We start from the raw sequence: 13,381 nt of genomic DNA on the forward strand, positions 1-13,381 counted from the left end.
TGCATCAGCGGAGGGCGATGACTTCGGTGGTGGTCTGCTTGACCCGGTTGCCGTCGGTGTCCCATGCCTGGGCCCGCAGGCTCACGGAGCCCGAGGTCTTGTCGAGCGGGGGGACGTCGATCGTGGCCCGGTACGTGCCGGTCCTGCCCTTCTCCAAGGCGGCACTCTTCCAGGTGGTGCCGCCGTCGGTGCTGTAGTCCAGCTTCAGTCCGGCGACGGCCGGCATCCTTTCGGTCGACGGGGAGTGGCCGACGCTGACCGTGAAATGGTGCGCCCTTCCGGCCGGAGCCCTGTTGAAGGCGTCGACCGTACCGGTCAGGTCGTAGCCGACGTGGACCAGCGGCTGCGGGTTGCACGCGCCGGAGTCGTTTCCGACCATGCACCGGTATTGCCGGGGAGCAGTCGTCCCGTCCCGGCCGCGGGAGTGGAACGTCCAGTCACTGGTGTTTCCGGCACCGCTCTGGACCAGTCGGTAGACACCGTCTTCTTCGGGCAACCGGAACGCCGGCAAACCCGGATAGGGCGTGGTGACGCGCTCGATCTCGGTGCCGTCGGCACCGAACAACCGGGCGTCGGCGTTGTAGTAGCCGCCCGGGTCCCCTTGGGTTCCGTCACCCGTCACCTGGGTGTAGCCGGTGGCGAAGATGTCGCCCTGCCGGCAGAAGGAGCACAGGTACTGCTGCCTCACGCCCGGGACGTCCGGGGCCCGCTGCACACCCGGCGTGACTCCGGGCAGATACCAGTCGAAGGAAGAGCGCTCCGGGCGGTCGAGGACGTGGGCCACCCGCCGGTCCCCCACGGTCTCCTCGCGAGAGAGACCGCCTCGGTATTCGGTGTAGGACGCCGGGGTCGGCAGCAGCACCCCGGAGCCGAAGGTCGCCGGTTCCAGCGGGTGGAAGCTCGTCCAGACCACGCCCTTCTCACTCACTCCTTCGGAGGAATGGATGGTGGTGCGCACGCGGGCGAGGTCCTTGTCGCGGACCGCGTACGTGAGGTCCTCGGGGATCCGGCCCTCCTCGTAGTCGAGCAGCTTGTAGAGGTAGTCGACGCCCGGATTGCTGTCGATCTCGACCTTGACGGAACCGGACTCCAGCCTCGTCCGCAGCCTGTTGCCCTCGGCGGGCAGCACCTGGGTGAGCGGCAGCGCGGTCGGCTCGCCGTGCACCTCCCACGTGGGCAGGGTGCACCCCGGGTGGACGACCTTCGGGAAGAGAACGACCCCGACGGCTCCAGCGGCCTTGAGCTCGGTGACCACCCGGTCGTTGTCGACGGTACAGCCCCAGTAGGGCCCGTCGTCCGGATCGGGACTCATGGCGAGCAGGGCGATCCTGCCCTTGAGATCGGCCCGGGCCATCTCCTCGGGGCTGCCCAGTCCCACGTAGGCCAGTTCGCGCTTCTGCTTGCCCGCCGGAAACGGCGGAGCCGTCCCTTCGAAGGTGTGGAGCTTCGCGCGTTCGGGGCCGGTCACCGTCAGGGACAGCGTCGGATTGAGGAACATCATGTGCCGTGAGTACAGGAACTCGCCCTTGGTGACGCGGCGGGTGGGCGTGACGTACTCACGACTCGACGAGGTGCCCAGAGTGCCGCTGAGGATCGACGTGCCGTCCCAGGCGGTGCGCACGGTGGTCGTCGAGTAGGGCACCCAGTCCGTGTTGACGGGGCGGGGTGTGCGGTAGGCGACCCGCACGGCCTTGCGTGCGTCGAGGGTGATCTCGGTACCGCCGTCGCGGACGGTGACCTCGGGAGCGAGCATCGAGAAGTCGTCGAAGGGGCCGCCGTCCGAGGAGTTCATGATGACCGACCCGGTGACGCTGTACGTGCCGGCCGGCGCCCGCATGACGTAGGTGCCGTCACCCGCGTAGGCGTGGTCCACCACTCCGTACACATCGGGTACGTCGACCGCGGAGGCGCTGACGCTGGTCAGGGCCGGATCGGCGGGTTCGCCGTCGCGGTCCAGGACGTGGACGGTGAGCGGCACCATCTTCGGCCCGCGGTCGAGGCCCACCGGGACGGCCGCCCGGCTTCCGGAGTCGTCCGTGGCGACCAGGCTGCCGGTGTAGCGGCCCTGCGGCAGACCCGTCGGGTCGAGGGTGACGGTCGTACCGGCCGTGCCGCCGGCGGGAACGTTCAGGCGGGTGTCGGCGACAGTCAGCGCACCCTCCGCCGCGGCGCCGCCGATCCTGCGCAACTCCGGCGCGAGAGTGACGGTGACGTCCTTGTCACCGTTGTTGGCGAAGGCGACCCGCTTGTCGACCGGACCTCCCTCGCCGACCGGGATGGACCGGAAGTCGACATGGGCGGTGGTGGCGACGAGCTGCTGCGCGGTCGCGCGGGCCACGTCCACCCGCCCCGCACCCTGCTCGTACACGGTGAAGCCGTCGTCCTTCGACGTCGACATCAGCGTGGCCTTGAGCCGCGAGCCGGTCCAGTCGGGATGCTGCTGGGCCAGGATCGCCGCGGCTCCGGCGACGTGCGGGGTGGCCATGGAGGTACCGGAGACGGTGGTGTAGTTCTCGTCGACGACGGCGCCCATCGCGGTGCCCTGGGCGCGGGCCGCCGTGATGTTCACGCCCGGAGCGGCGATGTCGGGCTTCAGCGCGCCGTCCACGCGAGGTCCGCGACCGGAGAAGTCCCCGAGCTGGTCGGACTTGTCGGTGGCGGCCACGGTGAGGGCGGCGTCGGCGGCGCCGGGGGCGTTGATGGTGCCCGCGGTGGGGCCGTCGTTGCCGGCGGCGATCACGAACAGTGCGCCGGTGGCGTCGCTCAGCTCGTTCACGGCCTCGGAGAGCGCATCGGTGCCGTCGGAGGGCTGGCCTCCGAGGCTCATCGAGACGATCTCGGCGTCGGCCTCGCCGACCGCCCACTCCATGCCTTCGATGATGCCCGAGGTGTCACCGGAGCCGGAGTTGTCGAGGACCTTGCCGATGGCCAGCTTGGCTCCGGGGGCAACACCCTTGCGCAGGCCGTCGGAGGCGGCGCCGGAGCCGGCGATGGTGGAGGCGACATGGGTGCCGTGGCCATGACCGTCGGCGACCTCCTCGCCCGGCACGAAACTGCGGCTGGTGGTGATCCTGCCGGCCAGGTCGGGGTGGCCGGCGTCGATGCCGGTGTCCAGCACGGCGACCGTGGTGCCGGAGCCGTCCAGGCCCTTGCCCCAGGCTTCCGGCGCGCCGATCAGCGGGACGCTCTCGGCGAGGTTCACCGTGACCCTGGCGTCCAGTTCGACCCTGCGGATGCCCCCCTTCAAGGTCTTCGGGAGCAGATCGCGGCCGGTGGACGCGGCCGTGTCGGCGTCCAGTGTCTTCCAGAAGTCGCGCGCCCCGTCCTTGTCCAGGCGCAGGGCGGCGCCGTTGATGCTGGACAGCGACCTCTTCTCGGTGGAGGCAGGCAGGGCGCGCGCCTCGGCGGTGACTTCGGCCTGCGGGGTCTTGCCCGAGTACCGGACGATCAGCGGCAGTTCACCGGTCGTACTGTCGGCGTACCCGTGCTCGGCGAGGTACTTCACGTCGAACAGCCGGCGCTCCACGATTCCGGCGTCGACGGCCGGCTGGGCCTCGGCGGGGATGACGAAGACTCCGCCGGGACCTGCCTGGGTCCGGAAGAGCGGCATCCCGCCGCCGGGTCTTTCCGTACTGGTCACGGCGTAGGTCCCGGCGGCGTCACGCGTGAGGTGGACGGTGTCGCCGGTGATCAGGGTGACGTCCCAGGTCCGGGGTGCCTGTGTGCCGGTGAAGCGCTTCACATCGGCGTCCGGGGACGGCGCCGGCGCGTCGGCGCCCGCGGCGGGCGGTACGAGGAATCCAGTGGCGAGGGCCGCGAGCGTGACCGCACCGGTCATCAGCCGCCTGCGCGGTCTCGGCCGATGGCGGTCGCTCGGGACGGAGCGGGTGGGACGGGGCATGGGGGGAGTACCTGCCTTCCTGCGCGGAGTGCGCGGTGCGGGGAGACGGTTCGGGGCAACGGGTGGTGACGCCGTTCAGGCGGGCACCCAGCCGTCGTCGTCCGACGGGTCTTCCGGGTCCACGGCTTCGCCCGTGGTGTGGCCGTAGTCGGCGGGGGTGACGTCCGGCGGATCGGCGAAGGCGGCCGTCGTCGCCTCGCTCCGCGGACCGGATGCCTCGGCCGGTGTGGTGGAATCGCTCACGCCTTGCAGCGTCGCAGCGCACGTACGGGTGTGAACACGCGTGAAACCACGTGTTGTTGGGGCCGCGCTACGTGCTCCTGTCCGTGCCGGCTCCCGTACGCGCGCCGCCGTTGTTCGTCCGGCCCAGGTGATGGGCGAGTTCGGTGCGCGAGCGCAGGCCCAACTTGCGCAGCACGGAACGCAGATGGCCCTCCACCGTGCGTACCGACAGGAACAGCGCCTCGCTGATCTCCCGGTTCGTCCGTCCCGTCGTGGCGAGCTCGGCGACCTGCCGCTCGCGCGGTGACAGCCCGTCGCCGTAGCCACGCCGGGTGCGGCGGTGACGTGGGGTGGTGGCCAGCCCGTGATCGCGGGCCGCCTGCGTGGCACGGTCGTGGTCCCAGTGCGCGCCCAGTGCTTCGAAAGCGGCGATCGCCTCCCCCAGCCGGGCCGCTCCCGCCGTATCGCCCGCCGCCAGGTACATCCGGGCCGCCTCCTCCCGGACCTGCGCGGCCGCGTACGGTCTCGGGAATCCGTCGTAGCTCCGGGCCGCCTCGTCCAGGAGACGGGCCGCCGCCGCGAGATCACCGGTACAAGCGGTCAGCAGGCCACGGGCGTGCTGGATCGCCGCGCCGGCGAGGGGCGCCCGGAGAGGCCGCAGGGCTGTGGCGAATTGACGCAGGCGCCGGTCCGCCTCCGCCGTCCGGTCCGCGGCGACGAGCGCGCGCACCAGCGCGGGCAGCGACTGCACCGCCAGCGGCCAGAGGGCCTTCAGTTCCCACAGCCGGAAGGCCTCCGCGGTGTCGTCCACGCCCTGTTGCGGTCGCTCCCGGAGTACGTCCAGGCGCAGCAGGTCCGTCACGATCGGCGGGATCACCTCGTAGGCGTTGGCCGACAGAGCCGTGCCGAGCGCCTCGATGAGGCGGGGCCGCACTTCGCTCGACCCGCTGCGGGCCAGTCGGAGGCTCGCGGCCACGGACTCGGCCGCCACCCACATGTAGCGGCGGTCGCGCAGGTCCTCCAGCAATGCCGCGGCCTCGTCGTCGATGTCCTGCCAGGCGCCCGACGCGTAGTCCAGGAGCAGCGTGATGGCTCGTCGGGCCAGCTCGGCCTGGGACCCGATACGGGCATCGGGCACGATCGCCAGGACCCGGCGCGCGAAATCGTCGTGGCCGGCCAGACATGCCTCGCCCAGCGAGTACAGTGCGCTGCCCTCGGCAGGATGGGTGGGAGAGCCGTCGATGCGGGCCAGGACCAGGTCGGCGGTCTCCTGCCAGCGCGGGTCGCCCCGCAGTACGAGCTGCATCGCCGTCTTCCCCCGGACGAGGGTGGCGGCGCGGGGATCGTCGAGTACCGCTGCCGACGCCAACGCCCGGTCCAGCCAGGCGGCATGCTCGGTGGCGGGTACGTCGGTGCCGATCGGGAAGCCCAGGCCCGCCATGGCGTGTGCCGCCTGCTCCGAGCGGTCCCCGAGATTCTCCACCGCCGCCTTCAGGGCTCCTCTGAGCAGTTCCGGAGCGGCTCCGGCCGCCTCGTACTGGAGGGCGGTCCAGAAGTGCAGGCGGCCTCGTACGTCCCGTGGCACATCGAGAGCCTGTGCCCGCTGGAGCAGGTCGAGGATGTCGGGCGGACGTCGCGCGATGATGGCGAACTGCCCCAGCTTGTCCGTGAGCGCACCACGCCGCTCCGGTTCCGGTTCGGCGGTGCGCAGCACGTCCTCCAGGAGCTGGGCCGCCTCCGTGTGGTCGCCGAGCGCGGCTGCCTGGTCGGCGGCGCGCTCGGCGACGTCGCTCCAGACGTCGTATCGGTGCGCCTCACGCAGATGATGGGCCAACTGGCCGAGCAGGACGGGCGATTGTTGGGCCACGGCGTCCGCGGCCCGGCCGTGCAGGGTCTGGCGACGCGGCAGGGGTATCTGATCGTAGACGGCCTGCAGGGCCAGCGAGTGGCGGTACGCGATCTGGGCGCCCTGCTCCCGTATCAGGCCGGCTGCCAGAGCTTCGGTGAGCCCGTCCGCCGTCGCGTCGGCCGTGAGTGGGCTGGCCGCGGTCAGGGTGCGCAGAGGTACCGGCTCGCCCAGGACCGCGGCGACCTCCGCGACGGTGCGAGCCGTCTGCGAGAGGCGCCCCGTGCGTTCCAGGACCGAGTCGCGTACGCCCACGGGAACATCGAGGGCGTCCAGGGTGCGGCGGGCCCAGCCGCTGCCGCGCCTGACGAGGGTGCCGCGTTCGCTGAGCAGGGCGATCAGTTCACGGATCGCGAAGGGAAGGCCGGACGTGCGTACGCACAGGTACGCGGCGAACTCGTCGGTGATGGGCCGGTCGGCGCCGAGCAGGGCGGTGGCCAGCGCGCCGGTCTCGTCGGCGGTCAGGGAAGGCAGCTCCAGATGGACGTGGAAGAGGCCGTCGGGAAGGCGGGCGGTCACGGTGCGCAGCGTGGCGTCGGCCTCCTCGGAACGGTAGGTCACGATCACGGAGAGCCCGCCCGGAGCGTCGTCGAGGAGATAGCCGAGGAAGTCGACGGTCTGTTCGTCGGCCCAGTGGGCATCGTCGATGACCAGGAGGGTGTCGCCCAGTGCGCCGAGCAGGTCGGTGAGACCGCGGAAGACACGGTGGCGTGCGGCCGCGCGGTCGTCCAGCGGCTCGGGGCCCGGCGGAAGCCGGTGAGCCAGTTCGGGGAGCAGCGGGCGCAGGGCACCGGTGACGGGTGACAGGTCGCGCGCGTCGAGGAGTTCACCAACGGAGCGCAGGGCGTCGAGGATCGGTCCGAGGGGAAAGGGCTCGCGGATGCGGCGGCCCGCACCGGTGAGAATGCGATGCCCGGCCAGACGCGGGTCGGCGAGGAGTTCGGAGACCAGGCGGGTCTTGCCGATCCCCGCCTCACCTTCCACCACGGCGACGCCGGGTGCCCGGAGCACCGCCTCGGTCAGCCGGCGAAGCTGCTCGTCCCTGCCGACAAGAATGGAATCGGCTCGGTGCGCTGGGGTCGGCGGAAGCGGCATCGCGGCAGATCACCTTCACACGAGAGCGGACAGCGGTACGGGGCACGCGGGTCCAGCATCGGCGAGGAGCACGTGCAGGGGGCGAGAGGGAGCGGTGCACCGCTGTGGGGCGCGCCCGCCGCGTCCCAGCAGACCACGCCAGGCGGAGGCGCATTGGCCGAATCCCCTTTCCCGTCGGCCACATGCCTCTTCGCCTCACCGAGGCCACTGTTTCGTCGGGTCGTCGGGAGGCCGGCCTGTCGTCGTCACGGAACGGCCCGGACGCACCTGTCGGAGTGGCCCCACGGACACTCGGCCCGTCCCCGTTCCCGTCCCCCGACCGCCGGAAGTGGTACCCATGGCCGACGCAGCATCCGCTCCCCCGCCTCCCTCGCACCTCCGGCGCATCGTCGCCGCCCATATCCCTTGGCATAATTCGCGCATGTCGAGCCGTGACACCATCCAGTACGCCCCTGACGTGGGCCTCCTCATGATCCCGGGCGACCCGGCGAAGGACCACTCCCCGGGGTTCGCGGTCTTCGACGACTCCGTCCCCGCCCTGCGCGCGTTCGTCCTGGAACGGCTACGGAGGGAGAACATCAGGCCGGTGGCGCCCAAGGCGAAGGACGGTGCCGTCGTACCGGTACGCGTGGGTCTGGTCCCCCGGCCCGACAACGACTACGACACGCGTGCCGTGTCGGTCACCGCCCCGCCCTGCCACGGCGGGTCCGTCCTCGACCGGCACATGGGCTACCTCTACAGCAGCGCCCTGCACGTCACGAGCGAGAGCATCCGCGAGCTCACCGAGGAGACGGGGATACCCGTCGGCTGTCACGGATGGATAGAGCTCTACGACCTCGAGGACGACAGCCGCTTCTACGACGACGAGGGCGGTGAGGACGAGGACGACGCGGACTGGGAACCCAGCCGCCACGAGCTGGTGTCGTGGGCGGAGCAGAAGGCGTTCGGGTACGCGGTCGGTTCGGTCCGGGTCCTGCTGCCCGAGCGTCAGACCGTGCGCGCCCTGGTGGACGACTACCTGACCGCTCACCGGCGGGAGGCCGACCGGTGCGCGGAAAGGGGGCCGGTCCCGTCCGGTGTCGAGCGGGACCTGCGTCGGGCGCTCGCCGAACGGCTCGCCGTCCGGCTGCGCACCGGTCTGAGCCACCGCGCCGCCGGCGGGGCCTGGGGCCGGGAGACCGAGCGCGAGCGCGCGCGTCGGCGCCGGGACGCCGAGGCACGGCCGCTTCTGGATGCCTGGGAGGCGTACCGGACCTCGCCACACGGTTTCCGTGACCTGCGCGCCGTCACCCGGTCCGTCTTCCACCACACTCGGATCCTCATCCTGGACGGATCAGGCGTGGAGGTGGGGCAGTACCACGAGCCGGACGGCCCGCTCACCCTGGTGGATGAGCGGGTGCGCGCCGAGGCGCTCGACGCGCTGCGCGCGCACGGGGTGGACGTGGACGCTCCCGAGGACCTGGAGTCCCTCGACGGCTTCCCGGACGCCGTGGTCGTCGCGGGCGGGGACAAGTGGTCGATCCGGCTCTCCAGGCCAGGTGTGCCCCGGAGTCGACTTCCCGAGGCCGGCTGGTTCGACCCGAACTCGGGCTCGCTCACCGTGTACGCTGCGTCGCTCGCCGAGCCGTTGACGGTGTTGCTGCACCGGCACGGTGTGCGTCCCCTGCTCGTGACCTGGGGCACTCCGCACGAGGAGGTGGAACGGCACAACCTCCGTGCCGCGGTCGCGCCGGCCGAGATCAGCCCCCTCAGCAGCTACAGCCGGGTGACGGCCGCCGCGCAGCGGTTGATCCCGGAGCTCCATCGCCGGTGGCTCAACGCGAAGCCCGACGACGGGGAGGCGCTCGCCGCTCGGGCCGGCAGCCTGCTGCCGCCGCTCATCGACGACGCGGCGGAGAACGCGTACTACCGGCGAGCCCTGGAGGCGCTCTTCGGCGCGGCCGTGAACCTGGCCGAGCGCGGGCCGTGCCGGCTCTGCGGGCGCTCCGCTCAGTCGGCCCGCCCAGGGCTGTTCTACTGCCACGGCTGCTGCGCCCTGGCGAGGGGCGGAGTGCTGCGGGACACCGGAGTGGACGGGGCATGGACGGAGGCGACCGCGTACGCGCTGCGCAGGCTGGCGGAGGCCGAGTTCTCCGGGCCGCCGTCCCTCACCCAGCTGGACCGTGTCGGAGTTCCCTTCGAGGACCACGCCCTGGTCGACGAGGTGCTGCTCTGCCGTTTCCTGCTGCCGCGCCCCGGCTCCGCGGTGCTGAGCGCGCGCCCGCTCCGCCCGGCCCGCACCTGGACGGAGTGGCTGGCGCACGCGGGGCTCCTCACGGACGGGGTCCGTACCTCGTTGGGTACGACGACCAGGGCCACGGACGGGCATCTGTGCCGCTCCCTGTTCGAGCGGCACGTGGACGACTTCCTCCACCACCGGGGCGTGACGCACGAACCGGAGCCCGCCTATCCGCGGCACCCGGAGCTCAACACGACCGGTCTGCGGGCGGACTGGCGCCTGGCGGACGGCACGTTCGTCGAGGCCCTGGGCCTCATGACGCAGGATGCGTACGCCGCGAAGGTCGCCCGCAAGCAGGAACTGGCCCGCCACCACGGTCTGCGGCTCGTCACCGTCACGGCCGAGGACCTGAACCGCCTGCCGGAGATCTTCGCGGACTGGCTCCCCAAGGGCACGGTCGGCTGAGGACGGAGAAAGCCGGTTCCGTCGACTCGGAAGAGAGCCCGAGGCAGCAATCCGACCAATGAACCCCACCATGGCAGGGAACGTCATCGCTCACCGTGTGTCGCCCTCACCAGGGCACTGCATGTTGCCCTGGTCGTCCGACAGCCAGGCACGGCTACCTGATCTCGTTGCCGAGCCGGAGCCCACCTGCCAGTGGTGCGAGACGAAGGAGAATGCGTCATGACTCACCGATCGCGCCCCCGCGTGCACCTACTGACCGGCGGGTCCGACTGGGAACAGCGGCAAGCCACCGTGAAGTCGGCACCGTTCAGCAGACGGCAGAAGGAAGCTCGCAAGCCGCTGCTGGCGCTGATGGAGGAGCTGCGCGAAGCCGTCGAGAGAGGAGACTGGGCCTCCGCCCGCGCGGCCCGGTCGGCGGCCTGGGGCGAGGTGAACCGCCTCGCGGACAACCTCACGACGGAGGAACGCAAGCATCTGTGGCGGTACAAGCGACGCATCGTCGCCGGTGACCAGCATTAGCTACTTTGTGCAGGTCCTTACGGGCCTTCTTGTACGAGGTGGTGCCCCAGTGTGCGCACCATGCATGCGAACACAGGGCGGTACTCGGGTGAGAGCACCTTGACCTTTGATTGGACCCTGGCCGGATCTCGGTTTCGGGTTCGTGAAGATGGCCGGCGGCCACCCTGTCGGGGACGTAGGCCATGAGCTCGGACGTCCGGGGAGATCTCGAGCGCCTCCCGGATCTGCTGCTCGGTGTGGAGCGGGCCGCCGAAGTCGTTGGACTGCTCGGCACGGGCGTCAGCAGCACCCACCCCGGCACGGTGACCGCCACCGACATCCCGGTCGCCCTCTCGAATCGGTGGAGCACCGCCGCCAGTGGCGACGCCCAGCTAGCTATCACCACCGCCAGCTGGAACCGACCGCCGGCGACACCCTCGGCGACCACGGAGTCACCCGCCGGCAAGCTGGGGGCAAGGAACCCGGTGTTGACAAACACCGGGGTTCTGGGACGCTCCGAGAAGGAGATGGACAAAGCGACCGTGAGGCCGCCGGAAGCTGTCTCGGGTGGGTGCCACCGAGTACAGGAGTCGGGCATGAAACGTGTACTGCGGCTCGTCGTCGCGACCTTGGTCATGTGGGCCGGTTCGGTCGCCTTCCTGGCCCCGCCGGCCAGTGCGGGCGTGCTCGACATGACATGCACTCCGCCGACGAGCGTCCTCAACAGCTACAGCCCCGCGCTCACCCTCACGCCGCAGACCGTGACCGTTTCGACGACCGCCCTCTACGGGCCCTGCGTCTCGGCCTCGCATCCGGACATCACCTCAGGAACGCGCAGCGCGTCCGCGCTGACCACGACCAGCTGCGCCGACCTGCTCGGGCCAGGCACGTTCACATACACGATCACCTGGAACACCGGGCAGACCAGCACCCTCAGCACCAACTACACCCGGGTCGCGGCCGGTGGCGTCTACACCGTCACCGCCACCGGAGTCGTCACCGCCGGAGTGTTCGCCGGAGATACCGTCGTGGTCAACTACACCGGAGTGTCCACCGACATCACCCTGTGCACCCTCGGTCTCGGGACTGTCTCCAGCCTCTACCTCCCGGCGGGCACCCTGGAGCTCACGTCGCTGTGAAAGGGCCGGGCCACTGAGAGGCGGACGCAGCGGTGCGGGTGGCAGGGCCAGCGCCTGATGAACCGGCCGTTGGCCACGGTGCAGTTCGCGCCGGCGCTGTCGTTGGTGTCGTCGGGATTCGCCGGGCTGCTGCTGGTGCGAGTGGCAGTGGCCGGAAGGGCGCCCGCGGTGAGGACGCCGGTCTTCGCGGTGAAGGTGCTGGACGTCGTGGCGGTGGGGATGTGTGCGTGAGGCCGTTTGCCGACCTGCATGCAAGGCAGCGAGAGTACGGCCCCACGCACAGGATGTGTCAGCTGTCCGCGCTGCTGCCGGCCACGACGCAGGACTGGCTGTTCTCCCAGCCCCAGCCGTCACCATCGGGGTCCGACGAGCTGCCGTTGACGCAGTACGGGTAGCCATTGGGAGCTCTGCCGTCGTCGGTCCCGCCACCGCTGTCGGCGCTGCTGCCCGGGACGACGCAGGACTGGCTGTTCTCCCAGCCCCAGCCGTCACCGTCGGGATCGGACGAGTTGCCGTTGGCGCAGTACGGGTACCCGTTGGGTGCGGTGCCGCTGCCTGTGTCGCCGTCACCCGGCTCACCACCGTCGCCGTAGACGGTGGCAGTCTTGGAGGTGGCGGCGATGCCGTTGGCACCATTGATGAAGCGGTCGCCCCAGGTGGTCAGAGAGTCCGCGTCGAAGCCGTTGACCATGTCGAGGTACTCGACGCCGCTGCCGTTCCCGCTCCAGGACCAGCCGATGTAGCCGACGCCCAGTGACTGGGCTGTCGCCATGATGGCGTCCTCGTCCGGGTTGCCGTCGCTGTGCTGGTCGCCGAACTCGCCCACAACAACGGGGAGTTTGTTGTCGGTGAAATGGTGCAGGTAGTCCTGCACCTCGGCGGCGGTGTCGTACACGCCGTACATGTGAATCGAGAAGATGGTGTTGCGATCGGGGTCGGACGCGAAGACCGAGGCCGCGTTGTCCCTCATGGTCCCCGACCAGTCCTGACCCCAGTTGGGGGCGTCCACCATCAGTGCGTGGTTGATGCCGGCGTTTCGCAGCTTGCTGATCGCGTTCTTGGTGGCACCGGTCCAGGCTGCGGCGTTCGTGTTGCCGTACGGCTCGTTGCCGATGTTGACGACGACGTAGTCCTCCTGTCCCTCCAGCGCGCTCTTCACGCCGATCCAGTAGTCGGCGGCCTTGTCCAGGGTGGTGGCGGCGCCGTCCTCGCCGTAGCCGGTGGTGTCATGCACCTCCAGCACGCAGATGACCTTGGCGGCCTTGCACTGGCCGATGAGGGTGGAGACCTGCGATGCGGTCGTCTTCGTCCAGCGGTCGCCGCTGCCGAGGACGACGCGGACGGTGTTGGCGCCCGTGGCCGCTATGTCGGCGATGGCGGTCGTCTGCTCGGGGTACCAGGCGTAGGCGTGGTTGACGCCGCGCATGACGAACTCGTTTCCGTTCGCCTCGACCACCTGTCCGTTGCTGACACGAATGCCGGTGGGGGCGGCCTCAGCCTCGCCGGCCAAAGGGCCGGTTATCGAGCCCAGCAGGCCCAGGGCGGCGGCGAACGCCATGCCCGCCGTGGTGATCAGGGTGCTTCTCGGCTTTCGCATTTCTCTCCTCGGATACGCATGCGGGTGCGGAGACAGGTACGAAACGGGACGAGGTCACGGGGCGGGCGTCACCCCGTGACAACGATGTCCGACGACGGCATGCCCATGCGGGCGCGCTGGGTGAGCGCCGCCCGCCCTCCGGCGGTGATGTCACCGGAGGACAGGCTTCGCAGACGTCGTGATGGTGGGGGGGCAGCGCCGGGCAACAGACGTCGTCCAGCTGCGACTTCGGCCAGACATGGCTCGAACGGGCCGTCGCCACACCATGAGGCACCGGGTGTTACGTCCCTGTCAATAGCGAGTTCGCGATCCGTCCACCATGCATGAAACCCCTCGTTAA

8 protein-coding genes are annotated in these 13,381 nt (G+C 70.6%); 4 read left to right on the forward strand and 4 right to left on the reverse strand.

The window, feature by feature from the left end; all coding sequences use genetic code 11:
* Positions 1-4 precede the first annotated feature (4 nt).
* From AB0L33_RS26565 to AB0L33_RS26575, 3 genes are all read right to left on the reverse strand, one after another.
* Positions 5-3,901 carry a S8 family serine peptidase gene (locus AB0L33_RS26565; protein WP_365685459.1) on the reverse strand — a complete coding sequence of 1,299 codons (3,897 nt, stop codon included), beginning with the start codon at positions 3,899-3,901 and terminating at the stop codon, positions 5-7.
* Positions 3,902-3,976: 75 nt separating this feature from the next.
* Positions 3,977-4,144: a hypothetical protein gene (locus AB0L33_RS26570; RefSeq protein WP_365685461.1), complete on the reverse strand. Its 168-nt coding sequence runs from the start codon at positions 4,142-4,144 to the stop codon at positions 3,977-3,979.
* A gap of 67 nt (positions 4,145-4,211) precedes the next feature.
* Complete coding sequence (locus AB0L33_RS26575) at positions 4,212-7,124, reverse strand: AAA family ATPase (RefSeq protein WP_365685462.1); 2,913 nt, start codon at positions 7,122-7,124, stop codon at positions 4,212-4,214.
* 421 nt (positions 7,125-7,545) lie between these two features.
* On the opposite strand from AB0L33_RS26575, the gene AB0L33_RS26580 reads away from it, so the two are divergent.
* The 4 genes from AB0L33_RS26580 to AB0L33_RS26595 all read left to right on the forward strand — a co-directional run bounded on the left by AB0L33_RS26580 (position 7,546) and on the right by AB0L33_RS26595 (position 11,675).
* The gene (locus tag AB0L33_RS26580; RefSeq protein ID WP_365685463.1) at positions 7,546-9,807 is read left to right on the forward strand and encodes a hypothetical protein; all 2,262 of its coding nucleotides are present in this window, start codon (positions 7,546-7,548) and stop codon (positions 9,805-9,807) included.
* A 219-nt stretch (positions 9,808-10,026) separates the two neighbouring features.
* Complete coding sequence (locus AB0L33_RS26585) at positions 10,027-10,326, forward strand: hypothetical protein (RefSeq protein WP_365685464.1); 300 nt, start codon at positions 10,027-10,029, stop codon at positions 10,324-10,326.
* Positions 10,327-10,901: 575 nt separating this feature from the next.
* A complete protein-coding gene (locus AB0L33_RS26590; protein ID WP_365685465.1) occupies positions 10,902-11,444 on the forward strand; it encodes a hypothetical protein in 543 nt (180 codons plus the stop codon).
* A 69-nt stretch (positions 11,445-11,513) separates the two neighbouring features.
* Positions 11,514-11,675 (forward strand): hypothetical protein, encoded by a 162-nt coding sequence (locus AB0L33_RS26595; protein ID WP_365685467.1) that lies wholly within the window; start codon positions 11,514-11,516, stop codon positions 11,673-11,675.
* Positions 11,676-11,733: 58 nt separating this feature from the next.
* On the opposite strand, the gene AB0L33_RS26600 is transcribed toward AB0L33_RS26595, so the two are convergent.
* Positions 11,734-13,041, reverse strand: a complete 1,308-nt coding sequence (locus AB0L33_RS26600) for a cellulase family glycosylhydrolase (protein WP_365685468.1) — start codon at positions 13,039-13,041, stop codon at positions 11,734-11,736.
* Positions 13,042-13,381 lie beyond the last annotated feature (340 nt).

This window comes from Streptomyces sp. NPDC052299, from assembly GCF_040679335.1.
Taxonomy (GTDB): domain Bacteria; phylum Actinomycetota; class Actinomycetes; order Streptomycetales; family Streptomycetaceae; genus Streptomyces.